We start from the raw sequence: 24756 nt of genomic DNA on the forward strand, positions 1-24756 counted from the left end.
CTTTCGCATTTATTGCCAATAAACCCCAAAAGGATTTAATAAATTTTCAGTTCAACATGAAAGACTTTCAGTACATCACAAACGCTCACCCTCAGTATATAGAAAATCTTTATAATGATTTTGTAAAAGATCCCGAAACAGTAGATGCAGATCTGAGAAAATTTTTTGAAGGATTTGATTTTGCTGTAAGTAATACAAATGGAAAAACAAGTGCTCCTGCCACTACAAATGGCACTTCAGTATCGATATCAAATTTAGATAAAGAGTTTTCTGTGTATCAACTGATTCAAGCATACAGACACAAAGGACATCTTATCGCACAAACAAATCCTATTAGAGAGCGTAAAGACCGCATGGCAAATCTGGGACTTGAAAATTTCGGATTAACAAATGATCTGTCTACTGAATTTGAAGCAGGAAAATTTGTAGGCTTGGGTAAAACGAGTTTACAAAACATCGTTGCTCATTTACAAAAATGCTATACTGCTCATCTTGGAATAGAATTCAGTGCTGTAAATAGTCGTCGAAAAATTGACTGGATCATTGACGCTGTAGAAAACAAGATGCAGCAGTCTATTCCTCTGGAACAGAAAAAAAGGATCTTACAAAAATTAAATGAAGGGGTGATGTTTGAAAAATTCCTTCATACAAAATATATCGGCCAGAAAAGGTTTTCATTAGAAGGAGGCGAAACAACAATTGCAGCATTAGACGCTATCATTAATACAGCTTCTTCTAACGGTGTTCAGGAGGTAGTTATTGGTATGGCTCACAGAGGCAGATTAAATGTACTGGCAAATATCATGGGTAAAACCTATGAACAGATCTTTAGCGAATTTGAAGGAACCGCTACCCCGGATACAACAATGGGAAGTGGTGATGTAAAATACCATTTAGGATTTAGTAGTGATGTAATTACCGATTCGGGGAATAAAATAAATTTAAAACTTTGTCCAAATCCATCGCATTTAGAAGCCGTTGACCCGCTGGTGCTGGGGTTTGCCCGCAGTAAGGCAGATGTAATGTACAGCAGTGATTACGATAAAATATTGCCTATTCTTATACATGGCGATGCTTCTGTAGCCGGACAAGGTATTGTATATGAAGTTTTACAAATGAGTGGGTTAAAAGGATACTATACCGGCGGTACTGTTCACTTTGTGATCAACAATCAAATTGGTTTTACTACAGATTTTGATGATGCCCGTACTGCTGACTATTGTACATCTGCTGCCGCCATGGTGAAGGCTCCTGTATTACATGTTAATGGAGATGATCCTGAAGCTGTAGTCAAGGCTGCTCAAATTGCTACACACTATCGCCAGGAATTCAACAGTGATATTTTCATCGATATGGTTTGCTATCGCAGACATGGGCATAACGAAGGTGATGAGCCAAAATTCACTCAGCCACAATTGTATGCACTTATTGACAAACACCTTAACCCTAGAGAAGTATATACGCAATACCTGATGCAGAACGGTGAAGCGGATGCTCAAGCCTTAGCGAAGGAGATGGAAAAGAAGTTTCTTGCAGACTTACAGGAACGATTAGACGAAGTGAAACAAAACCCTCTTCCTTATTCCTATCAAAAGCCTGAATTGTGGTGGCAAAGTTTACGGAGAGCAACTCCGGCAGATTTTGAACAATCCCCTGATACAGCTATTAGCGAAGCAGATTTCAAATTATTGTTTGATAAATTAATGCAGTGGCCGGCAGATTTTAAACCTTTACGTAAAGTAGAAAAATTATTGCAGGATAAGATCAAACTATTTACTGATGAGCAAAAAATAGATTGGGCAACTGGAGAGTTAATGGCATATGGAAGTTTGCTTCTAGATGGAAAAGATGTACGTATGAGCGGCCAGGATGTACAAAGAGGCACTTTTAGCCACCGTCATGCAGTGATACAAGACGAAAATACTAATACTCCCTATAACAGATTAAATCATTTTTCAGAGACGCAAGCTCCTTTCAGGATATTTAATTCACTTCTGAGTGAATATGCTGTTCTGGGCTTTGAATATGGATATGCAATGGCCAATCCAAATGCATTGACCATCTGGGAAGCTCAATTTGGTGACTTCTGTAATGGCGCACAAACTATCATTGATCAGTTCATTGCTGCTGCAGAAACCAAATGGCAAAGAATGAATGGTGTTGTAATGTTATTACCTCATGGATATGAAGGACAAGGACCGGAACATAGCAGTGCAAGGATGGAGCGTTTTTTACAAATGTGTGCTGAAATGAATATGGTTATTACCAACATTACCACAGCGGCAAACTTTTTCCATGCACTAAGAAGACAGTTGACCTGGCAATTTAGAAAACCCTTGATCAATTTTTCTCCAAAAGCCAATCTTCGCCACGCCGGTAGTTACAGTAAAATGAATGAATTTACTTCTGGTGGGTTTAAGGAAGTAATTGATGATGAATGGGTAGAGGATCCTGCAGAAGTAAAAAAAGTTCTATTCTGTACTGGTAAAGTTTATTTTGACTTATTGGAAAAACAACAAAAAGAAAACAGAACTGATATCGCCATCATTCGCCTGGAACAGATCTATCCTTTACCACAACAAAAATTAGACACCCTCTACAGCAAATACAGTAAAGCTATTTGGCATTGGGTACAGGAAGAGCCATTGAATATGGGAGCTGCTACATTTTTAAGAATGAATGTTAAGAATATTAATTTCTATATCATTAGCAGACAACCAAGTGCTGCTACCGCCACAGGGTATGCGAAAGTGCATGCAAAAGAGCAGTTGGAGATTTTAAACACAGCCTTTAGTATTTAATAAATCTATACAACACATAATAGAAAAGCCCCTGATTTAATTATCAGGGGCTTTTCTATTATGATCCATTCTCTTTATTATGAACATAAAAAAGCCCTGCTTCGCAGGGCTTTAAAGCGATATATTTTCACTTTTTGCTTAAAGACTTAATTAGCTTTTACAACTGATAAAGTTTTCACATCAGCTCCGGCTTGTACTTTAATTAAGTAGCTGCCAGAAGCGAAAGAACTCATATCAACAGATTTAACATTTAATCCTTTCAACGCATTCATGCTTAAACGTTTAACTTCTTTACCAGTAATGTCAGTAACATTAATTGTCACAGGAGCATCTTCTGTAAGATCTAAAGTAAGATTAGCTGTGTTTTTAACTGGGTTAGGATAAACGCCTATCGCAATACCACTAGCACTGATACGAACACTTCTGATATCAGAATAAGTCAATCTGCCATCTTTATCGATTTGTTTGATACGGTAGTAAACTATACCTGCATTTTTAACAGTAGATAAATTATCAAGGATGTTGTAAGAATTGCTGGTAGAGCCATTGTTTTTAGGTGCAACAGTAGCCACTTTTGTAAAGCTAACGCCATTATCACTTCTCTCAACTTCATAAGAAGCAACATTTACGTCTTCATTGGTTATTTGCCATAAAAGAGACGCATTGTTATCTTTTCTTGAAGCAGAAAAAGTGGTAAATTTAACAGGAGTAATAAAAGGAATATTAGTGTAATAGATAGTTGAACCATCAGGACCGCCTTCTGTCAATGTATTAACGAACATGCTATTTAAAGAGGCCGGACGTAAATCGGCTCCACCACCACTACTTAAAGCCACATAAAAACTAGCTTCAGAATCTTGGTGTACAACTCTGAAATTATCATCTAAAGTAACGCCGCTGATAGGAATAGTGATCATATCATATACAGTACCTGCAGAATACAAACGAGAGGTAGTAACAGCCGCCGGAGCAGTATAAACAAGATGGTCAACATGATATCCAGGTATTGTGTATGCCGCATTATCTTTTTCAATGAACCACTCTCCTAAAGCACCAGCAATAGTCATCCCTGGGAAGTTAGTAGTATTTACTGCTATAGTTCCGTAAGTAGCTTGTGGTGATGCTATAGGGTATTTAATAAAAAACTCAACAACAGAAAAATCTGTAGTAACATCAGCATCAGGAACGATGGAAAATGTTATAGCATCTCCTGCCAAACTTTTAGTGACTTTGGTAGAGAATTTCTGTGCAAAAGACACACTAGCCAAGAGAACAAGAGAAAGAGTTGATATAAATATTTTTTTCATTATAATAATTTTAGATTGATGTATATATTTTAGTAAGTAGGCTGTGTAATCGTCGTTGTGGTTCCCGGCAATACACCTAATAATTTAGTATAATCATTTGTATTAGCACTTGCACCAGTTTTTCTAACATTTCCGTCCATATTGAAATCCTCACGAACATATACATTAGTAGGACCAGGAGAAGCCGCTGAATTAACAGAGGTCTGAAACAAGGAATAATCATTAGTGGTTGAAGAACCGATTTTTTTACTTGTTCTATCACTATTAGCATTGATACTCCACAATCCAAACACACCTGTAGAAACAGTAGCTAAAGCATTATTGGTAATCCCTGTAGAATATGCAGAAGCAAGAGATGTAGTGAAATCGTAAGCTTTTGCAGTCGTTTTAGCTGCTGAATAATCAATCACTGCTGTACTTCTTGCAGCTAAGTGGTTTCTGTGTCTTACTGATATATAATAATTACCTGGAGCATTTCCTCCCATACTTAATGGAGTAACACCAGTACCAGCAACATCAGGCTCTACAATAGAACCATCATTTTTAAGTAATGCTGAACGAGTTGAAACAACAGCTCCTGTACCAGCATCACGTAATTCTACAAATATCCAGTCTACGATATTATTAGTAGTAAAGAAAGCTGAATTTGCTACAGTTTCTCCTCCGCCACTTCCAGCATGTGTAAACGCTGGAGTTCCTGTCATACCTGTATAAGGTTCAGTTGTAGGAATAAGGCTTTTGGTAGCAAGCGCATTAGACATTATACCCGCTGTATATTGAGGCCCTTGTAAAAATATTTTTGTATTGGTAAGTAAAGGACTTAAAACCGGTCTGAAACCAACAGCGAATGTTCCTAAACTTGTGATACCTGTACGTGTAACACTTGAATTAGGCGTCCCTGCTGCAGCTGCACCCAATTGACTATTTAATAAATCCCAACCTACATTTCCTGCGGGGGTAGTTACATAATAAGATAAACCAACTTTAGCCGCATTAAATGGAGCCAATTGATCAGAAGTTGCCCAATTCGCTGTTACTGACAAATTACTTGCTCCCGCAACAGATTCAGAGATATCCCAACTAGCATCTACAACTTCTTTGTTATAAGCTACACCTGTGGTTCCTTGCGTTAATGCATTTGCCAAGCATCTTACAGCAATTGTATCTGCTGTGCCACTGTTTGTGATTGAAACCGGATTGTATGTAGTCGTAGAATTACCTACAGGAAAAGTAAAGGCAGCAGCTAAAGCGGCTTTTCTCAATTTTCCTGTACCGTCAGTCACCACATGTTTTGCAATTGTAGGCGTTGTAATTGTTCCGGCACTTCCAATTGATAAATTGTTTGAACCTAAGATCAGGTGACCATTTGTAAATAATAAATCCCCCACAACCTCTGCTGAAGTTGACAAAGTAGCATTGCTTACATTGTCAATTTCTAGATTCGGAATTTTTTTCCCGGCCATACTAACCGTTTGAATAGATGAACCTTTCAACTGAAGTTTACCAGTGCCTTGAATATCGGCATTGCTTGTAACATTCCCCTGTACCGTTACGGTAGCCCCGGATTGAATAAAGAACTGTGCGTTATCGATGTAAAGCTGAGCTGAGGCTATATTGCAGAAAGCAAGACCGGCAATCATCAAAACGAAATGTAAATTTTTCCGTATCATTTAGCTTGTTTTTAATTAATTATCTATACAATTTTTAATATTCGAAATAAAAATACTCTTTTTTTTCATAAGAAAAATAAAAGTTGAAAAAATATGTAGTTTTTTTTGATAAATGACAGGATTTACCAAACAATCGTAATGTGTATCTTTGACACGATAAAGGTAAGGGATAATTTTTAATTACCAAATCTACAATACCAGTATTTTTTATTTTCTCATATTAGCACAATTTTTATACCAAAAAATTTACCAAAGTCTTGCCCTTTTAACCGACATTTGTGGCACAAAATTACATTTAACATCAAAAAAATGGCAATAGAAATAAAAGTTCCAACAGTTGGCGAAAGTATTACAGAAGTTACTCTTGTAAAATGGATCAAAAACGACGGGGATTGGGTAGAAAGAGACGAGGTAATTGCTGAATTAGAAAGTGAAAAAGCCACATTTGAGATCAATGCAGAACAAGGCGGTATTTTAAAAACTGTTGCGAAAGAGGGAGACACCTTGAAAATAGGAGATTTAGCCTGCACTATCGATACAGAAACTCAAAAACCTGAAGGCATCACTACACCTGAACCTGTAAAAACTGTAGCTGCTCCTGCGCCTTCCGCAACTAATGAGCCAATACCTGCAGATGTTAAAGCTTCGCCTGTCGCTGCCGCTATTATTTCTGATAAAAAATTAGACCCTAAAAAAGTTACCCCTAGCGGAAGTAATGGAAAAATAGTTAAGCAAGATGTTCTTGATGCCTTAAATAATCCAGGGAGAAAACCCGGCACAGAGTTGTTTACAAGAAACAACAAAACTGAGAAAATGAGCAACCTGCGTAAAACGATCAGTCGTCGTTTGGTTGAAGCTAAGAACACTACAGCGATGCTGACTACTTTTAATGAAGTAGACATGAGCGCCATTATGGAAATAAGAGCAAAGAATAAAGATAAATTTAAAGAAACACATGGCGTTAACCTTGGTTTCATGAGTTTCTTTACAAAAGCATGTTGCTTCGCTTTGCAGGAATGGCCGGCTGTTAATGCAATGATAGACGGAGAAAGTATCACCTATCATGACTATTGTGATATATCCATTGCCGTGAGTGCTCCAAAAGGATTGGTTGTGCCGGTAATCAGAAATGCAGAAAGTATGAGTATGGCTGAAATAGAAAAGAAAGTGGTAGAACTTGCAGGTAAAGCAAAGGACAATAAATTAACTATTGAAGAAATGAGTGGGGGCACATTCACAATCACGAACGGTGGCGTTTTTGGATCACTGATGAGTACGCCGATCATTAATATTCCTCAGTCAGCTATTTTAGGAATGCACAAAATACAGGAAAGACCAATGGTGGTAAATGGGCAGGTAGTAGTAAAACCAATGATGTACCTTGCTTTAAGTTATGATCACCGGATTATTGACGGTAGAGAGTCTGTTAGTTTTTTAGTACGTGTAAAAGAATTACTCGAAAACCCTTCTTTACTTTTATTTGGTAAAGATCCTGTAAAAAGTTTATTGGAGTTATAACAATGATATTTATCAATTACATTCACGGCTAAGCAAATCTTAGCCGTTTATATTTGTACTAATGAGTCGTTTTAATTCATATATCAATACTGCTTCCCATCTTATCAAAAATTACAAAGGCGAAACTCCTTTTGCAATTTTTTTAAGAACCTATTTCGGTGCAAATAAAAAGTATGGATCCAGAGATCGCAAGCAAATTGCTTCGCTCTGTTACAATTATTTCAGAACAGGACATGTAGCGGCAGATGAACCTATAGAAAACAGGATCCTTTTGGGTAATTTTTTATGTGAAACAGCTCCTTCCGATCTGATGGAAAGCCTTGCTTCGGAATGGAATAAGATAATTGATCAACCCATCGATAAAAAAATAAGCGCTATTAATAACGCTATTAACATTCAAGACATTTTTCCTTTTAAAGAAGAATTAAGTAATGGGATCGATCCAGAACTTTTTTGCAGATCTTATTTAATCCAACCAGATCTATTTTTACGCATACGGCCCAAAACCAGAATTGGTTTCTTGAAAAAACTGGAGAAAGCCAACCTTGATCACACTATCCTGGATGAAGATTGCCTGGTTTTACCAAATACAAGTAAAGTGGAAGAACATTTTATCCTCGACAAAGAAATAATAGTGCAGGATTATAATTCGCAGAAAGTGTTTGATCATTTAAGAACGGATAACATAATCAATCAAACCATGCACACTGCTGTCTGGGATTGCTGTGCGGCAAGTGGAGGTAAATCTATTTTACTGATGGATCTTTTTAATCATAAAATAGACCTGACCGTTTCCGACATCAGACCGTCAATTATTTTAAACCTGCATCAACGTTTTAAAAAAGCGGGTATAAAATCATACAACTATTTTATTTCTGATATTGAAAAAGCGGGATTTCAGCACCCTATTGCCGAAACAGATATCATTGTTTGTGATGCTCCCTGTACTGGCAGCGGCACATGGGGAAGAACGCCGGAACAATTGCATTACTTCAATAAAGAAACAATCGAATCATTTAGTGACCGCCAAAAAAAAATAGCTTCTAACGTTATCCCATACCTGAAAAAAGACGGACTTTTTATTTACATTACCTGCTCAGTTTTCAAAAAAGAAAATGAAGAGGTGGCAAATTCCTTAATGAAAGATTTCGATCTTGAATTATTGCAAATGGAAATTTTAAAAGGGTACGACAAAAAAGCTGACTCAATGTTTGTAACAATCTTTCGAAAAAAATAGAATTATTGATCTGTATGAATAATCAGATTCTCAGGAATCAATAATTTTTTACCCTCATTTATTTTAATAATTGAACCGGCACCGATATGCTGCGTTTTATTTAACACACATGCTCCATTTTCAATATGGTCAATTATAATTTTTTCACCTGCAGATAAAGTGTCAGGAGGAATATTGTTGTTGTTCCAATTCTCTGTCACATCCCAATTGCCGTTTCCTGTAAAGGTATAGATAGTACAAGGTTCTGTGTAATTAACCACGAAAGAGTCCAGATAAAAACTTGTATCTGAAGCGATATTCATTTGTATACGATACTGTACAGTTGAAGGAGTATCCAGTAAGGACAAGTCATCCGAAAAAGAAAAATTTTTAACAGCAAACCCTCCTTCATTATTTTTTATAGCTACAGGTAAATACGCCGGATCTGCAGGCAATTTTCTCTCCACAATAAAATTCATATCAGCTGCACATTTAGCAGACCAGCTAATATTCAAATTACATTTACTCAGCACAGCATTTTTTATACACAGTCGTTTTATCAAATCAACAAACGCTTTTTTGGCATCCGGTATCCCATACCCAACTCTATCATTCGGAGTAAGGTAATTATTAGACGATCTTCTCAATGCATCAATAACAGTCATATTATTAACTTCCGGAAATGCCTGCCATAAACATGTGGCAATGCCTGCCAAGATAGGTGTCGCAAAAGATGTTCCATTACCCAATGTTGGTTGCCCGGTATTGGCATTCACAACAGTGGCATTCAACCCTAGTGCCGCTACATCCGGTTTTATTTGTCCATCACTACTAGGACCATAACTGCTAAAATCAACCACCTGTCCGTATACATTTACAGCACCTACTGCTAAACAACTATCAGCATCTGCGGGTGTTGTTAAGTAATGCCATGCCTCATTTCCACTATTGCCTACAGCACATAAGACGAGTATTCCTTTTTGCGCTGCATAATCTACTGCCCGGGCAGCGATCGTTATATCACCATTCATATCACTATATGTGTGATCAAAAAGACCATAGCTAAATGTTGTATACCCTAATGAAGTTGAGATTAGATTTATACCTGCACTATCCGCCCGTTCCGCTCCATTTGCCCAATTCAACTCTTCAATAACAGTTTCGCTATTATTATCCTCGGTAATGTATAAATAATATGACGATTTAGGGGCAGTACCAACAAATTTCCCGGGCATATTAGCCGCTATCGTACTAAAGCACTCTACACCATGAGAGGCATCTTCATTGATACTGGTATCATTGGCTACAAAATCCCAGGTGCTGATAATTTGATTATTATTTCTTACGCTATCGAAAGTAGACAAGGTTTTATAATGATAGAATCCAACATCAAAAATACCGACTAACATCTGCTCTCCTCTGAAACCATGATTATGCAAAAATTCACCGTTATTTAAATGTATCTGCGTATACGACTGACCGTAATTATAATAATTATTAACACCCTGCACTGCTAAAGGAATATTCTGAGAGACACCCGCAGGCAAACTCAATTTTTTATTTACAATAATGTTGTTTTTTTGAGGTCTGGCCGCAACAGGATCAAATGCAACCACAAAAGGAAAAGAATTTATTTTGGCCAACGCCGCCGCATCTGTTGTTTGGATACAGATCATATTCAGCCACTTACTACTATTCAGCAATCTAACGTTACCGGATAACCGAATACTATCAATATAATCAGGAGCTATCGGCAGGTCAGTTGAATCGACAGGTATATTGTATAAAATTCTTCTATCTATAGAGCGTTGGGAGAGAAACTGGGATGGGTTGTTAATTGAATACGGGTTATTTCCCTTGTCTTTAAACTGAATAATATAACGACTGTATTGAGCAAAAGCACTTGCCACAATCAAAAATAACAGTAAAAAAGAAAGCAAAAATTTCTTCATCGTATTTAATAAAACAGTCAATAACAACTATTTGAACATGAAGAAGAATACAGCTTAGTTATGATCGATCATTGTGAGTGTTATTCCATAACCTAATGCATAGCCAGTACCGCCTATAGTAGTTGGAGGCTGATATTCTCTGTGTAAAAAATTTTTGTATACCAGCCCTATATTCTTAGCATATTTTTCTACCCCTATGTTCAATTCGCTATAGCTAAGTACATTTGAGGGATCTCCTACTATTTCGTTTCGTTGATTTACGGTAATAGTGCTATCCAATGTGATAGCTCCCAGTGTAAGCGGTTCATTAATATTCTCGTAGGTGTACTCCCAATCATCCAAATATTTAACTTCAGAATCTGCAGAATAAGTATCTATAAAAACATTGCCTTTCCATGAAAAATCACTTCTTATAGGCTGCTTTAGTTTTATGAAACGCATATTGTTTTCAACAAATTCAAGAGATGAGGTGGTGTTGACCATCAAAAATGAATTATCAGGTTGCCAACTGTCGGCAGCAGTTTTTCTTATATATCGAAAAACACGGTATGCCGGTCTGTTTAAATTATCTGTAATGGCTGCATCAACCTGGAATTTTACCTGATACTTAATAACAGTATCTTTCGTACCAAAGTTGATAAATTTAGTAGAGTCGAGATTATAAACAATGTACTTCCCTACTATAGTAGGATTATATTCATTTAAATCAGCTGAGCTAAACGTATCGGTTTTAGTGCAACTGCTAAAAAAAACTGTTGTTACAATGCCAATTAAAAAAAAGTATTTCTTCATAAAAAGGAAAGATACATATTTTACCCTAAATGCTGCTCTACCCGTTGAATAATTCCGCCACCGATAACATCATCGCCTTCATAAAAAACAGCACTCTGTCCGGGTGCGATTCCTTTTACATCTTCATAAAAACGTACACTAACGCCATTGGGTGTTGCAAATAAATTACTAAGTGCTCCTTTGTCTTTATATCGTATTTTAGTTAATACTTCCATTCCATCGGATATGCCATCATATTTTATCCAGTTAATTTTGGCAACCTTCATTTCACTTCCTTTCAGGTCTTCTTCTTCACCCAAAACCACAGTGTTTGTATCAGGGTCAATCGCTGTTACAAAAGCGGGTTTCCCCAATGCTATGTCCAGGCCTTTACGTTGACCAATTGTATAAAAAGGATATCCTTTGTGTTTACCCAGGATATTCCCTTTAGTATCAACAAAATTTCCGCCATCTACTCTTTCTTCTAATCCTTCTACACGACGTTTTAAAAATCCACGATAATCATTATCAGGAACAAAACAGATCTCATAGCTCTCATTTTTTTTAGCCAGTTCCGGATAACCGAAATCATGTGCCATTTGACGGATAGCTGTTTTATGATAAGTACCCAATGGCAATAACGTACGACTTAACAGATCTTGTTGCAAGCCCCAAAGTACATAGCTCTGATCCTTGGTTTCGTCTATGCCTTTACGGATAAAATATCTTCCATTATTATGTTGATGTATTTGTGCATAGTGGCCTGTTGCAATAAAATCGCAACCTAAGGCGTCGGCTCTTTTGAGCAGTGCTCTCCACTTGATGTGCGTATTGCACATTACACAAGGATTAGGAGTACGGCCTGCCAGATATTCTTCTACAAAATTATCAATCACAAAATCTCCGAACTCATCTCTTATATCTAAAATATAGTGAGGAAACCCATGCTCAACAGCTGCGGCTCTTGCATCATTAAATGAATCAATATTACAGCAGCCTGTTTCTTTATTACTCTTTGTGCCACCGCTGCTTGCATAATCCCAGGTTTTCATGGTAATGCCTACAACCTCATACCCTTCTTTATGCAACATGAGAGCTGCTACAGTACTATCAATACCGCCGCTCATTGCCATCAAAACTTTACCTTTCTTATTCATATCGAAATTTGTCGATGCAAAGATACAGTAGTAGGCTTTGTCTGCAATAAATCATTGCCAAAACAATGACTTTATTGAATGATCAGATTACCTGAAATCACAAATTTCTTATCTTTTTTAACTGTAAGCCGGGCTCCTGTAGAAATATGCTGTACACCGGGAAGAAGGCATTGACCATTCGTAACAGGGTCAATTACAATGGCTTCGCATTTAGGGAGTGTATCAGGTGGAATCTTATTAGCTTCCCAATTTGCGGCTACATTCCAATCCCCATCTCCAATAAAAGTATATGTAGTAATTGGGAATTCCATTGCAGAAGCAGCCATTAACAAACCACAATACCCGTGCGGATGTTGTGTGGAAACAGGCGGCGAAGGACAATTCACAGGTAAATATGGCGAGCTTACATAAGCTGTATAATTATTTTGCACACTCATTGCAGGGGCAAAAGATGTTATCTGTGGCCTGCCATCAGTGTAAGTTGCAATTTTTGTTTTTAACCCTTCCCAGCCTTTTCTGCAAACAGATAAATAGCTTGTATCAATCCATTCATTATCCACTGCTTTTTTCAAGGCATAGATTAACATCCCACTGCCGGAGCTTTCCAAATAATTTCCCGCTGAATCTTTTTTATCCATTACCTGGTACCATAAACCTGAGGCCGGGTCTTGTGTATTCTTTATACCTATCGCCAAACTATCTAATAGATCTCTCATCTTTTTATAATCCTGATGAGTAGATGGCAGGTATTGCAGAATATCTACAATCGCCATTGCGTACCAACCCATTGCCCTGCTCCATACTTCACTTGATGCTCCTGTAACCGGATCTGACCAGGTGGATGAATGATAATAATTCCAGGCATGTTTTGCCAGGTGCAAACTGCTGTCATATGTATGTGATGCCAGTAATAATGTTTGTCGGCACGCTGTATTCATTGCGGAATCATCTTTGAACATCTGCCCGTATTTTGCCAAGAAGGGATGTGCCATGTAAATACCATCCAGCATCATTATATTATCGTAGCCGATGTTCTTATGCCAAAAGCCACCATCAGGTGTTTTGGCAAAATTAGTTGTCGCCAGTATATAATTCCGGATATTAGTGGCGGCTGTTTTGTATCTGGTAAGTCCTGTTTCCTGGTATAAAAAGAGACACAAAATCCCGGGATGGATCTTGTCTAAAGTTGGTGCCAATCCTGTAATAGCACCGGCGCCATTCACATAGGCATCAACATATGTCTTTATATATTTAAGATAATTAGTATCCCTGGTGTTGGCATATACTTTTTCTATTCCATGCAATACAATACTATTGGAGTATTCCCACTGTTTGTTCGTCATGCTATTGATCGTGGGGGTATATCTGGTCAGTATAGCATCTGAAAATTTCACAGACCATGTATTGGATTGGGCAACCAAATGAAAAGAGAATAGACAAAATAAGCTTACCGTTAAAGTAAAATTCTTCATATGCTTACTAAAGGTAACTGCGAAAAAAAATATCCCGAAAAAATATGATGCAATCGTTATCGGTTATTCCTTAAATAAAAGGTCCCGGATTGATCCGGGACCTTTTATTTAATATTTTGTTCAAGTGCACTACTTCTAGTGCCATGAATTAACTTTTCTTAGTTTTCTTTTTAGTTTTAGTTACCTTTTTTGCAGGAGCAGGAACTACCTTGTTTTCAACCGGAGCTACTTTCACTTTAGCAGCATTTTCAGCTTCCCATTTTGCATAGTCGTCTGCACTCAATACATCACCTGTAAGTGTAATGCTTTTAACTTCATCAACACCAGCAAATTTTACTGTTAAATGTTTTTCGAAATGACCAGCGTTAGCTGCATTGTAAGTTGCGTCAATAGTACCTGTTTTACCTACAGGAATAGGTGATTTTGTAAAATCAGAGATTGTACATCCACATGTAGGATTTGCTTGCTCTATAATTAGCGGAGTTGTACCAATATTAGTAACAACAAAAGTTCCTTTGGTTGGATTACCTTGCTTAATTTTTCCCAAATCAATTGTTTCTGTAGCAAACTTTGCTGTTTGAGCAAACGTTAAGATACTTAAAGAAACTAATGCCAATGATAATACGATTTTTTTCATTTTATTCTGTTTATGTTTTTATGTAATTGTTTTTATAAATCCTTTAAACTAGCGGCTTCTTTATTTTCAGGAGCCGAGGTGCCCGGAGTTGCCCATACATCACCTTTAATTATAATCTGTTTTTTTTGATTGTTGTTATACACTACTGTAATGGTCTTCTCAAATTTTCCACTCACACCTGCATTAAACCCAACAGTTATTGCAGTTTGTTCACCCGGGCCCTGTACTTTTTCTCTCTCCCATTCAGGAGTAGTACAACCACAACTTGCTTCTATATTTACAATTCGTAAAGAATCCTGACCATTATTGACTACTTCAAATACATGCGTTACAGGCTTTCCTTGAGGAATTCTTCCAAAATCAAACTGTGTTTCTTTAAGCCCCAACACATCACCTTTAGCAAGCCCGGTTTGTGCATTTGCCGTAAGCATCACTATACCTGAAAAAATAAAAACTGCCAGTTTTTTCATTCGCAAAATTATTCGATTGTCTTTTCAAAGATACTAAAAGCAATAAATAAAGAATATTTTATCAGGGGGTTAGGATTTTATTAACAATCTTAACAGTAATATTTTACATTTGTACCATGGATAATGCCATTACAAATGATATTGCTTTACAGGAGAAACTGAGTTTTGATAATTTCAGAATGGCAGTGCTTCAAGACTATCGTTTTGTATGCAACAGCCGTGAAACTAGTTTATTGGGAAGAAAGGAAGTATTGACAGGCAAGGCTAAATTTGGCATTTTTGGCGATGGCAAAGAAGTGGCACAGGTAGCTGTTGCTAAATTTTTCAAACCCGGCGATTTCAGATCGGGTTATTACAGAGATCAAACCTTTATGTTTGCTGCAGGATTAGCCAGCATCGAAGAGTATTTTTCTCAATTATTTGCCGATCCGGTGCATGATGTGTTTAGTGGTGGCAGGCAGATGAACGCTCACTTTGCTACCAAAATGGTAGACGAAAACGGAGAATGGCTTGACCTGGCAAACAGAAAGAACACTACCAGTGATATCCCTCCTACTGCTTCGCAAATGCCCAGGGGATTTGGTTTGGCTTTCGCTTCTAAAGCTTTCAGAGAAATTCCCGAATTAAAAGATCTTACGCACTTAAGTAACAATGGCAATGAAGTTTGCTTTTGTACAATTGGTGATGCATCTACAAGCGAAGGGCATTTTTGGGAAACCATTAATGCAGCCGGCGTGTTACAAGTGCCATTAGCTGTTTTTGTATGGGATGATGGGTATGGTATTTCTGTGCCAACAAAATTACAAACTACCAAAGGCTCTATATCTGCAGCCCTATCCGGTTTTCAAAAGAAAGAAGGAACCAACGGTGTGGATATTTACAAAATAAAAGGCTGGGATTATGCCGGTATGTGTGAAGTACTGGAAACAGCGATCCAAAAAATAAGAGACACACATACTCCTGCAGTTTTTCATGTTCAGGAACTGACTCAACCACAGGGACACTCCACTTCAGGTAGTCATGAACGTTATAAAACACCCGAAAGATTAGCATGGGAAAAAGAATGGGATTGTGTAAAACAAATGCGCAACTGGATCATTACAAATGAACTGGCAAGTGAAGAAGAATTAACCGACATTGAACTGGAGGCAAAAAATCATGTTAAGGAAAGTAAACAAAGAGCCTGGGAAAAATATATCAATCCAATAAAAGAAGAACTGGCAATTGCTGTTAATTTGATCAATGCTGTTGCTGATAATAACGAAGAACTGGTAAAACTAACAGCCGAGCTTTCAGGAAATAGAGAGCCTGTTAGAAAAGATATTTTAAAAGCATTGTCAAACGCATTGGATATTATTCCGAGAGAAGTGAATACGGATGCTATTAAAAGTTTTTATGCTGAACTGAAAAATAAATGTTCGAAATTTTATAGTACTCAATTATATAATGAAGGGGCAAAATCTGCGCTTAAAGTAAATAATATCAGTCCTTACTACGACGAAGAAAGTCGTATGGTAAATGGATACGAAGTATTGAATAATTATTTTGACCAGCTATTTGCTGCTAATAAAAAAGTGATCGCATTTGGTGAAGATGTTGGTAAGATCGGTGATGTGAACCAGGGCTTTAATGGCTTACAAAACAAACATGGCGACAAACGGATCTTTGATACCGGCATCAGAGAATTGACCATTATGGGACAGGGGATCGGATTGGCTATGCGTGGGCTTCGTCCTATTGCAGAAGTACAATACCTGGATTACTTATTATATGGCTTACAACAATTAAGTGACGATGTTAGCACGATACATTACAGAACAGCCGGTTTACAAAGTTGCCCTGTGATCATTCGTACACGTGGGCACAGACTGGAGGGCATCTGGCACAGCGGCTCTCCTATGGGTATGATCATACATGCTTTAAGAGGAATGTATGTATGCGTACCACGTAATATGGTGCAGGCTGTTGGAATGTACAATACTTTATTGCAAAGCAATGACCCTGCATTGATGATAGAATGTTTGAATGGCTACAGAATAAAAGAAAAACTACCTGCTAATCTTTTAGCATATACTACGCCGTTAGGTATACCTGAGATATTAAAAGAAGGAACGGATATTACACTGGTGTCTTACGGAGCCACGCTGCGTATCGTATCTGAAGCAGCGGAATACCTGGAAAAACTTCAGATCAGTTGCGAAGTGATCGATGTGCAAACCTTATTGCCTTTTGATATCAATCATATCATTGTAGAATCTCTCAAAAAGACCAGCCGTATCATTTTCGTTGATGAAGATGTTCCGGGGGGTGCTGCCGGCTATATGTTCAACAAAGTAATGGAAGAACAAAAAGGCTATAAATATCTTGACGTTGCTCCCAGAACAATTACGTCAAAAGCCCACCGACCAGCCTATGGCAGTGATGGCGATTATTTCAGCAAACCTAATATGGAAGATGTGGTAGCCGCTGTGAAGGAGATGATGGCGGAGTGATGAAGGGCAATGAGCAATAGGCAATAGGCAATGGGCAATAGGCAATGAGCAATGAGCAATGGGCAATGGGCAATGAGCAATGGGCAATGAGCAATGAGCAATGGGCAATGAGCAATAGGCAATGGGCAATGAGCAATGGGCAATGGGCAATAAGCAATCCGATATTCGATGGGAGTAATGAATTTTAAACAAACGAAAGTTTATATACTTGCCTTTGAACAGGCAATGGAGATATTTCATCTTTCTAAAAATTTGCCGAAAGATGAAACCTATTCACTAACCGATCAAATCAGACGTTCGTCCAGAAGTGTTTGTGCAAATATTGCCGAAGCATACCGAAAGAAAAGATATCCTGCTAATTTTATCTCCAAGGCTACTGATTGTGATGCTGAAAATACAGAGACCGGTGTCTGGTTAGATTTCTCTTTAGAATGTAAATACATTGATGCAGAAAAACATTGTTCACTTGTTTCAAGAAATGCAGAAATAGGCAGATTATTAAGCCATATGATAAATAACCCCGAAAAATATTAATTTAGTACCCACAAATTTGCATTTTGCATATTGCATATTGCATATTGCATATTGCATATTGCATTTTGCATTTTGCATTTTGCATTTTGCATATTGCTCATTGCATATTGCTCATTGCTTATTGCTCATTACTAATTGCCCATTGCTTATGACGTTATATCAAATCGACGCATTCACCAGTAAATTATTCGGCGGAAACCCCGCTGCTGTTATACCATTAGAAAAATGGCTGGACACCGAATTAATGCAAACAATTGCACTGGAAAATAATTTAAGCGAAACCGTATTTATCGTTCCTTCCGCTTCTGCCGATGCAGATTATGAAATAAGATGGTTTACTCCTGAGATAGAGATCAATCTGTGTGGCCATGCTACATTGGCAAGTGCCTATGTGCTGTTCAATATTCTTTCTTTTAACAAACCTGAGATACGCTTCAGTTCTAAAAGTGGTATACTAAAAGTTACCAGGCAAAACGACCTGATCATTATGGATTTCCCTAGCTGGAAACCGGAACGTTTTGATGCCTATGATGCAGAACTGTTACCAACTATTTTAGGTGGTGCAGAAATTATAGGTGTATATAAAAACAGAGATTATTTAGTTGAGCTACAAGATGAAGCTGCTGTAAAAAACTGTATCCCGGATTTTACATTGATGAAAAAACATTTTGATAAGATGATCATTACTGCACCGGGTAAGTCAGTAGATTTTGTATCAAGATTTTTTGCGCCGGGTGCAGGCATTGATGAAGATCCTGTTACCGGATCAGCTCACTCTCAGTTGATCCCTTTCTGGAGTGAAAAATTACATAAATCAACAATGCATGCCTTGCAATTATCAAAACGTGGCGGTGAAATATGGTGTGAGCAGGTTTCTCCCGAAAGAGTGACAATGAGCGGCAAGTGTGTGTACTATATGAAAGGTGAGATCAGTTTATCTTAAGTGATCAATACTAAAATAAAAAACAGCATCTTCTGATAGAAGATGCTGTTTTTTTATAAAGACAAAATCCTTGATTATTTCAGATTGTGATACACTTTCTGCACATCTTCATCCTGCTCTAATTTATCCACTAATTTCAACACATCATTTGCTGCCTCTTCATCCAGCTCGGTCAAATTCATTGGTATACGGGTAAGTTCAGCCGTGATCACTTCTATCTTTTTTTCTTCCAGCGCCTTGGCCATATGCCCGAATTCTGAAAAGGCCGTACGGATAATAATATTCCCTTCGCTATCTTCTCCTATTTCTTCTAAACCATAATCTATTAGTTCTAATTCAAGATCATCAACATTCAATCCGGTATTCTTTACTTTAAATTCACCCATACGAGTAAAAGTAAAAGCAACACTACCACTTGTACCCAATGATCCGCCACTTTTAGTAAAATGCATACGCACATTCGCCACCGTTCTGGTAGGATTATCTGTTGCTGTTTCTACCAATACTGCTACACCATGTGGCGCATATCCTTCGTAAACTACTTCATCATAATTGCTGGTATCTTTACCCATCGCTCTCTTAATAGCTGCTTCCACCCTATCTTTTGGCATATTACAAGCCTTCGCATTCAGGTAGCATCTACGTAGTGCAGGATTACTATCAGGATCCGGTCCTCCGGCTTTAACAGCAATATTGATCTCTTTACCGATACGGGTAAAGTCTTTCGCCATTTTATCCCAACGTGCAAACATGGCACCTTTTCTTACTTCAAATATTCTTCCCATAATTTTAATCGTTAAAAACGTTTAAGGTTTAATACGTTTTAAGGTTATTTATTCCGTAACCAACTGCCTTCACTCTACTATTTGTGAATCGTTGCCGGGATGCAAATTTAGGGAAAATCATCTTGCCTGAAAAGAACATATAATCTGAGTAGTGGGTCGGTTTTAAAATATATTATAATGTAGAATTACCAATGTTCAGTTTACAGTAGTACAAAAGTTTAATCAGGGAACCATCCCCAAAACGGGATGTAATCGTTTTGGGGCGGCTTTTTTGGTTACTTTTTTTCCGCAAAAAAAGTAACAGAAGAGCTGTTACCTTAAAACTGTTTTCATTATAATTTTCAAACTGACCCACTACTTATATGAAAAACTTCCTACTCTTTATCAGATGATTAGTAATTTTAAGCAGTATGACCGAACCTGTTTTACAAGTAGAGAATATATCTATCAGCTTTTCTGCTGATGGCAATACCACCAATGCCGTAAAAGATATTTCGTTTTTGGTAGAACCGGCACAAACAGTTGCCATCGTTGGAGAATCGGGTTCGGGAAAATCGGTGACTGCTTTATCAATAATGCAATTGTTGCCCAAACAAAGCACTCTATCCGGCAACATCTTATTTGCCGGTAAAAATTTAGCTCAGTTATCTCCCAAAGAAATCAACACGATCAGAGGTAAAGATATCGGTATGATCTTTCAGGAACCGATGACCTCCTTAAACCCCGTATTTACCTGCGGCTACCAGGTGATGGAAGCCATTCAATTACACCAGCAGCTATCTGCCAAAGAAGCAAAAAAGAAAACCATTGAATTGTTTGAAAAAGTAAAGTTACCTGATCCTGCTGCTATCATTGACCGATACCCTCATCAACTGAGTGGCGGACAAAAGCAACGGGTAATGATAGCGATGGCAATCAGTTGCAATCCTTCGTTGCTGATAGCTGATGAGCCTACCACTGCTTTGGATGTAACCGTACAAAAAACAATTCTTGACTTAATAAAAGAATTACAGCAACAAAATGGCATGTCTGTTATTATCATCACACATGATCTCGGACTGGTTGCCGATGTTGCAGACAAGATCATTGTCATGCATAAAGGACAGATCGTTGAACAGGCAAATGCAAAAAATATCCTGACCGATCCACAACATCCTTACACAAAAGCCTTACTGGCATGCAGGCCCGGATTGCATCCTAAAGGAGAACGGCTGCCTTTGATCAGTGATTTCCTTGAAACTGATCCTTCTTCTCTTAAACAACAAAAAGAACACGCCGCCATCAATACAACCTCCAATGAAATAGTGTTGAAAGTGGAACATGTAAAAGTGTATTATCCGGGTAAGAGAACATTGTTTGGAAAAACGCCTGAACCTTTTAAGGCTGTAGATGATGTATCGTTTACCGTTAGTAAAGGTGAGATCGTGGGCCTGGTTGGTGAAAGCGGTTGCGGCAAGACCACATTAGGCAGGGCCATTTTACACCTGCAGCAGGTTACTTCCGGGAGTATACTACTACAGGAGAAAAATTTATCTCATTTACCCAAAACAGCATTAAGAAATTTACGCAAAGACGTGCAGATAGTTTTTCAGGACCCATATGGTTCTTTAAACCCACGGCTTACCATTGGTGAAGCGATACTTGAACCGATGACAGTTCACTCACTTTTAGCCAACAACAAACAGCGAAAAGAAAAAGTGATCGAATTACTGGAAAAGGTAGATCTGGATGCCGGTTTCTATGATCGCTATCCCCATCAGTTCAGCGGCGGGCAAAGACAGCGTATCTGTATTGCTAGGGCATTGGCACTTAACCCCTCTTTTTTAGTGTTTGATGAAAGCGTGAGTGCGCTGGATGTAAGCGTACAGGCACAGGTACTCAATCTGATCAACGACCTGAAACAGGAATTCCAATTTACGGGGATCTTTATATCGCATGATCTTGCAGTGGTACGCTATATCAGCAACCGCATACTGGTAATGAACCGGGGTAAGATCATAGAAGAAGGAGATGCAGACCAGGTGTACTTTTCCCCAAAAATGGACTACACAAAAAAATTGATCGATTCTATCCTGGGGAAGAACATTGTCTGAATCAGAATTTCCGGCATTTGAAGATGTGCAGGATCAGACAATAAATATTGAGAAGTGTTTCGAAATGGCAGAAGCTGATCCCGAAAATCGATCAATCCTGAAAATCCTTATTCAGACAAGTGAAAAAGTACTACCTTTGCAGTCTTAAAATCATGCCGTAACATGATAAGCGCCTTTTAAACAGGCTACTATCTCTGTAAACTCTACAGTACAAGGTCTGATTATCATTAAAAAAATTTATTGATACACATGAAATTATCACAGTTTAGATTCGACCTCCCACTTAATCTGATTGCCCAAAACCCCACCAAAAGAAGAGAAGACAGCCGAATGATGGTGGTGAACCGTAAAACCGGCAACATCGAAAACCGCAATTTCAGAGACATCATCGAGTATTTTGATGATAAAGATGTGATGGTAGTTAACAACACTAAAGTTTTTCCTGCCCGTATGTACGGACGTAAAGAAAAGACCGGTGCTAAAATTGAAGTTTTTTTATTAAGAGAATTAAACAAGCCAAACCGTTTATGGGATGTGATCGTTGATCCTGCCCGTAAGATCCGTGTGGGCAACAAATTATATTTTGGAGAAAATGATGAACTGGTTGCTGAAGTAATTGACAACACCACCAGCCGTGGCCGTACTATCCGTTTCTTATGGGAAGATACGGAAGAGTCTTTCAGAAAGATGCTTGATTTTATGGGAGAAACCCCACTGCCAAAATACATCAAACGCAAACCGGACGAAGAAGATAAAGAACGTTACCAAACCGTTTATGCAAAGCATGAAGGCGCTGTTGCAGCACCTACTGCAGGCTTACACTTTAGCAAGGAGTTGATCAAACGCCTTGAAATTAAAGGTATCCGTTTTGCAGAAGTTACTTTACATACAGGGCTTGGCACTTTCAGACCTATTGAAGTGGAAGACCTGAGCAAACATAAAATGGATGCTGAATATTACGGCATTGATGAAACTGCCTGCAAAATTGTAAATAAAGCTAAAGAAGATGGAAGAAGGATCTGCTCTGTTGGTACTACCACTATGAGAGCGATGGAATCATCTTTCACTGCACAAAAATTATTGAAACCTTCTGAAGGATGGACCAATATGTTCATTCATCCTCCATATAATTTTTCAATTGCAGATTCATTGGTTACCAATTTCCATTTACCAAAAACAAGTCTATTAATTATGACCTGTGCTTTTGCAGGATACGACCTGGTAATGGAAGCTTACAAAAAAGCCATTAAAGATAAATACCGTTTCTTCAGTTATGGAGATGCGTTATTGATCATCTAATTATTTTTTCTTTTTAGATACAAGATCATAAGATTCATCAACCAGCTCCAGCAGCTGGTTGTTTTTTATTGTGCCATCAACGATAACAGTATTCCAGTGTTTTTTATTCATGTGAAAACCGGGCTGCACACAATCGTACTGTTCTCTTAATTCGATGGCATGATCGGGATCGCATTTGGCATTGAACTGTAGTTGCTCCGTATCTAACGGCACTAATAAAAACATTTTACCATTCACCTTAAATACAACTACAGCATCTCCAAAGGGGAATCCTTCTGTAACATTTGGTTTTTGTAACACATAGTCTCTGAGTGTTTCGATATTCATTAGAATGTATTTTCTATTTGAATATACAATTTTTATTGCCCCGTACCCCACGGTTGGTATCCGCTCTAACGGAGTATAAAAAAAAGACAAGCCCTGACCGAATAATTTTTTTAGTAGCCGGTCGGTGAAGGCTTCGGTATGATACCGAAAGCCTGCCGGAAGTCTGGGGAAGGCTTCGGTATCATACCGAAAGCTTGCCGGAAGTCTGGGGAAGGCTTCGGTATGATACCGAAAGCTTGCCGGAAGTCCGGGGAAGGTTTCGGGAACACCCGACGGGCTGCCGGAAGCCTGGGGAAGCTTTCGGGATTACCCGACGGGCTGCCGGAGGTCTGGGGAAGCTTTCGGGCAAATAAAATGGCAGTGTAGTGGGAAAATAACATCTTAAACAACAGCTTTTTACCTAGCTGGTGGAAAATTGAAGTTTTTGAGTGATTTTAAGGAAAGGAAAATTGTATTGGCGCAATAACAATACAAAAACTATACTACTAAACCGTTGGTTTTCAATGGTGACTTTTTTTACGGATAGCGTGTGATATCAAATATATTTGTGTTAGCAGCAACATAAAATGACAGTTCCTAAATATTTAATTCTTTTATTGACAGTTTTATTTTCTTCGTGTGGCAACAATTCGACACACACCAGCGAGGCAAACACTCTTGACACAAGTAAGTCGGTTGACACAGGAAAACAAATTGCCAATTCGAAACCAGTAGACACAGCTCTTCTTAAAATTTGGTCTGCATTTCAACAGGCAGTTTCGACAAATAATATTTCGCAATTCAGACAACTTTCACTTGACAGTTTATACTCTTGCGACACAACTTTGAGCACAACTAAATTTATTAAAAACTGCTACAAAGAAATTTTTGACACTTTACTTTTGAGAAAGATTACAATCCCGACAGAAATTAATCAGCTTGACAAAGAAATGGAACTTGGATACTTTACTAAATCTGTACCTAATAAAGCTGACTTTACTGGTGACGCTATTACGTTGAAACAATTTCAAGTAGTTAAAGAATTTACACCTGACGGAGCTTGGACAATGACATTTGATTTTATCAAGACGAAAGAAGGTTATAGATTTTTTGGTTGTGACTCTTACGGTGGACCAATATGCTGCCGCTAACATTGGGTTTCGTGCAAGTTGGGCATGACCAGCAAACATCAACTAATTGCAAATCCAAGTTGTGGTTCGGGCTGGACAAACAGCTTTCAACTTTAGTTCTTAAATTCGACTTTATATTTTCAATCAGCAGCGGTTTTAGGCGGACGGAATACTAATTCCCAACCTGCATAAAGCCCTGCCCG

General features: G+C 38.1%; 20 protein-coding genes. 10 read left to right on the plus strand and 10 right to left on the minus strand.

Features of this window, described 5'->3' with window-relative positions; translation table 11 throughout:
- Positions 1–56: 56 nt before the first annotated feature.
- Positions 57–2801 (plus strand): 2-oxoglutarate dehydrogenase E1 component, encoded by a 2745-nt coding sequence (locus LK994_RS01800; protein ID WP_229761169.1) that lies wholly within the window; start codon positions 57–59, stop codon positions 2799–2801.
- 146 nt (positions 2802–2947) lie between these two features.
- On the opposite strand, the gene LK994_RS01805 is transcribed toward LK994_RS01800, so the two are convergent.
- A complete protein-coding gene (locus LK994_RS01805) occupies positions 2948–4108 on the minus strand; it encodes a T9SS type A sorting domain-containing protein (RefSeq protein ID WP_229761170.1) in 1161 nt (386 codons plus the stop codon).
- A gap of 29 nt (positions 4109–4137) precedes the next feature.
- On the minus strand, positions 4138–5778 hold the full coding sequence (locus LK994_RS01810) for a hypothetical protein (RefSeq protein ID WP_229761171.1): 1641 nt from the start codon (positions 5776–5778) through the stop codon (positions 4138–4140).
- Positions 5779–6087: 309 nt separating this feature from the next.
- On the opposite strand from LK994_RS01810, the gene odhB reads away from it, so the two are divergent.
- Both odhB and LK994_RS01820 read left to right on the plus strand, forming a co-directional pair.
- Complete coding sequence (gene odhB, locus LK994_RS01815; protein ID WP_229761172.1) at positions 6088–7296, plus strand: 2-oxoglutarate dehydrogenase complex dihydrolipoyllysine-residue succinyltransferase; 1209 nt, start codon at positions 6088–6090, stop codon at positions 7294–7296.
- Positions 7297–7357: 61 nt separating this feature from the next.
- Positions 7358–8533 (plus strand): RsmB/NOP family class I SAM-dependent RNA methyltransferase, encoded by a 1176-nt coding sequence (locus LK994_RS01820; protein ID WP_229761173.1) that lies wholly within the window; start codon positions 7358–7360, stop codon positions 8531–8533.
- Between the two features lie 2 nt (positions 8534–8535).
- Here LK994_RS01820 and LK994_RS01825 read toward each other — a convergent pair whose 3' ends face one another.
- The 6 genes from LK994_RS01825 to LK994_RS01850 all read right to left on the minus strand — a co-directional run bounded on the left by LK994_RS01825 (position 8536) and on the right by LK994_RS01850 (position 14971).
- Positions 8536–10464, minus strand: coding sequence for a S8 family serine peptidase (locus tag LK994_RS01825; RefSeq protein WP_229761174.1), 1929 nt, complete (start codon positions 10462–10464; stop codon positions 8536–8538).
- Between the two features lie 54 nt (positions 10465–10518).
- Positions 10519–11256, minus strand: coding sequence for a hypothetical protein (locus LK994_RS01830; protein ID WP_229761175.1), 738 nt, complete (start codon positions 11254–11256; stop codon positions 10519–10521).
- Between the two features lie 20 nt (positions 11257–11276).
- Complete coding sequence (gene mnmA / locus LK994_RS01835) at positions 11277–12392, minus strand: tRNA 2-thiouridine(34) synthase MnmA (protein WP_229761176.1); 1116 nt, start codon at positions 12390–12392, stop codon at positions 11277–11279.
- Between the two features lie 71 nt (positions 12393–12463).
- Positions 12464–13786: a glycoside hydrolase family 88/105 protein gene (locus LK994_RS01840; protein WP_229761177.1), complete on the minus strand. Its 1323-nt coding sequence runs from the start codon at positions 13784–13786 to the stop codon at positions 12464–12466.
- 226 nt (positions 13787–14012) lie between these two features.
- Positions 14013–14501, minus strand: a complete 489-nt coding sequence (locus LK994_RS01845; protein ID WP_229761178.1) for a DUF1573 domain-containing protein — start codon at positions 14499–14501, stop codon at positions 14013–14015.
- A 32-nt stretch (positions 14502–14533) separates the two neighbouring features.
- The gene (locus tag LK994_RS01850) at positions 14534–14971 is read right to left on the minus strand and encodes a DUF1573 domain-containing protein (RefSeq protein ID WP_229761179.1); all 438 of its coding nucleotides are present in this window, start codon (positions 14969–14971) and stop codon (positions 14534–14536) included.
- Positions 14972–15087: 116 nt separating this feature from the next.
- Between LK994_RS01850 and LK994_RS01855 the strand changes: the two genes are divergently transcribed.
- The 4 genes from LK994_RS01855 to LK994_RS01870 all read left to right on the plus strand — a co-directional run bounded on the left by LK994_RS01855 (position 15088) and on the right by LK994_RS01870 (position 18940).
- Positions 15088–17463 (plus strand): alpha-ketoacid dehydrogenase subunit alpha/beta, encoded by a 2376-nt coding sequence (locus LK994_RS01855; RefSeq protein WP_229761180.1) that lies wholly within the window; start codon positions 15088–15090, stop codon positions 17461–17463.
- A gap of 44 nt (positions 17464–17507) precedes the next feature.
- Positions 17508–17651, plus strand: a complete 144-nt coding sequence (locus LK994_RS01860; protein ID WP_229761181.1) for a hypothetical protein — start codon at positions 17508–17510, stop codon at positions 17649–17651.
- Entirely contained in the window at positions 17641–17997 is a 357-nt protein-coding gene (locus tag LK994_RS01865) for a four helix bundle protein (RefSeq protein WP_229761182.1), read from the plus strand. Before LK994_RS01860 ends, LK994_RS01865 begins: the two co-directional genes overlap by 11 nt.
- A gap of 148 nt (positions 17998–18145) precedes the next feature.
- The gene (locus tag LK994_RS01870) at positions 18146–18940 is read left to right on the plus strand and encodes a PhzF family phenazine biosynthesis protein (protein WP_229761183.1); all 795 of its coding nucleotides are present in this window, start codon (positions 18146–18148) and stop codon (positions 18938–18940) included.
- A gap of 74 nt (positions 18941–19014) precedes the next feature.
- Here LK994_RS01870 and LK994_RS01875 read toward each other — a convergent pair whose 3' ends face one another.
- Positions 19015–19725 carry a YebC/PmpR family DNA-binding transcriptional regulator gene (locus LK994_RS01875; protein ID WP_229761184.1) on the minus strand — a complete coding sequence of 237 codons (711 nt, stop codon included), beginning with the start codon at positions 19723–19725 and terminating at the stop codon, positions 19015–19017.
- A 410-nt stretch (positions 19726–20135) separates the two neighbouring features.
- Here LK994_RS01875 and LK994_RS01880 point away from each other — a divergent pair, with 410 nt between their 5' ends.
- Together LK994_RS01880 and queA are read left to right on the plus strand one after the other, a co-directional pair.
- Complete coding sequence (locus LK994_RS01880; RefSeq protein WP_229761185.1) at positions 20136–21818, plus strand: ABC transporter ATP-binding protein; 1683 nt, start codon at positions 20136–20138, stop codon at positions 21816–21818.
- Positions 21819–22067: 249 nt separating this feature from the next.
- Positions 22068–23117 carry a tRNA preQ1(34) S-adenosylmethionine ribosyltransferase-isomerase QueA gene (gene queA / locus LK994_RS01885; RefSeq protein ID WP_229761186.1) on the plus strand — a complete coding sequence of 350 codons (1050 nt, stop codon included), beginning with the start codon at positions 22068–22070 and terminating at the stop codon, positions 23115–23117.
- Here queA and LK994_RS01890 read toward each other — a convergent pair whose 3' ends face one another.
- The gene (locus LK994_RS01890) at positions 23118–23444 is read right to left on the minus strand and encodes an MmcQ/YjbR family DNA-binding protein (RefSeq protein WP_229761187.1); all 327 of its coding nucleotides are present in this window, start codon (positions 23442–23444) and stop codon (positions 23118–23120) included.
- 566 nt (positions 23445–24010) lie between these two features.
- Here LK994_RS01890 and LK994_RS01895 point away from each other — a divergent pair.
- Positions 24011–24574: a hypothetical protein gene (locus LK994_RS01895; protein ID WP_229761188.1), complete on the plus strand. Its 564-nt coding sequence runs from the start codon at positions 24011–24013 to the stop codon at positions 24572–24574.
- The last annotated feature ends 182 nt before the right edge of the window (positions 24575–24756 follow it).

Origin of the sequence: Ferruginibacter lapsinanis, assembly GCF_020783315.1 — a bacterium.
Classification (GTDB): domain Bacteria; phylum Bacteroidota; class Bacteroidia; order Chitinophagales; family Chitinophagaceae; genus Ferruginibacter; species Ferruginibacter lapsinanis.

Bases quoted from the DNA above. Each gene is read 5' to 3' on its own strand.
- LK994_RS01800 (WP_229761169.1), top strand. From the start codon at position 57: ATGAAAGACTTTCAGTACATCACAAACGCTCACCCTCAGTATATAGAA.
- LK994_RS01805 (WP_229761170.1), bottom strand. From the start codon at position 4,108: ATGAAAAAAATATTTATATCAACTCTTTCTCTTGTTCTCTTGGCTAGT.
- LK994_RS01810 (WP_229761171.1), bottom strand. From the start codon at position 5,778: ATGATACGGAAAAATTTACATTTCGTTTTGATGATTGCCGGTCTTGCT.
- odhB (WP_229761172.1), top strand. From the start codon at position 6,088: ATGGCAATAGAAATAAAAGTTCCAACAGTTGGCGAAAGTATTACAGAA.
- LK994_RS01820 (WP_229761173.1), top strand. From the start codon at position 7,358: ATGAGTCGTTTTAATTCATATATCAATACTGCTTCCCATCTTATCAAA.
- LK994_RS01825 (WP_229761174.1), bottom strand. From the start codon at position 10,464: ATGAAGAAATTTTTGCTTTCTTTTTTACTGTTATTTTTGATTGTGGCA.
- LK994_RS01830 (WP_229761175.1), bottom strand. From the start codon at position 11,256: ATGAAGAAATACTTTTTTTTAATTGGCATTGTAACAACAGTTTTTTTT.
- mnmA (WP_229761176.1), bottom strand. From the start codon at position 12,392: ATGAATAAGAAAGGTAAAGTTTTGATGGCAATGAGCGGCGGTATTGAT.
- LK994_RS01845 (WP_229761178.1), bottom strand. From the start codon at position 14,501: ATGAAAAAAATCGTATTATCATTGGCATTAGTTTCTTTAAGTATCTTA.
- LK994_RS01850 (WP_229761179.1), bottom strand. From the start codon at position 14,971: ATGAAAAAACTGGCAGTTTTTATTTTTTCAGGTATAGTGATGCTTACG.
- LK994_RS01855 (WP_229761180.1), top strand. From the start codon at position 15,088: ATGGATAATGCCATTACAAATGATATTGCTTTACAGGAGAAACTGAGT.
- LK994_RS01860 (WP_229761181.1), top strand. From the start codon at position 17,508: ATGAGCAATGAGCAATGGGCAATGGGCAATGAGCAATGGGCAATGAGC.
- LK994_RS01865 (WP_229761182.1), top strand. From the start codon at position 17,641: ATGAATTTTAAACAAACGAAAGTTTATATACTTGCCTTTGAACAGGCA.
- LK994_RS01870 (WP_229761183.1), top strand. From the start codon at position 18,146: ATGACGTTATATCAAATCGACGCATTCACCAGTAAATTATTCGGCGGA.
- LK994_RS01875 (WP_229761184.1), bottom strand. From the start codon at position 19,725: ATGGGAAGAATATTTGAAGTAAGAAAAGGTGCCATGTTTGCACGTTGG.
- LK994_RS01880 (WP_229761185.1), top strand. From the start codon at position 20,136: ATGACCGAACCTGTTTTACAAGTAGAGAATATATCTATCAGCTTTTCT.
- queA (WP_229761186.1), top strand. From the start codon at position 22,068: ATGAAATTATCACAGTTTAGATTCGACCTCCCACTTAATCTGATTGCC.
- LK994_RS01890 (WP_229761187.1), bottom strand. From the start codon at position 23,444: ATGAATATCGAAACACTCAGAGACTATGTGTTACAAAAACCAAATGTT.
- LK994_RS01895 (WP_229761188.1), top strand. From the start codon at position 24,011: ATGACAGTTCCTAAATATTTAATTCTTTTATTGACAGTTTTATTTTCT.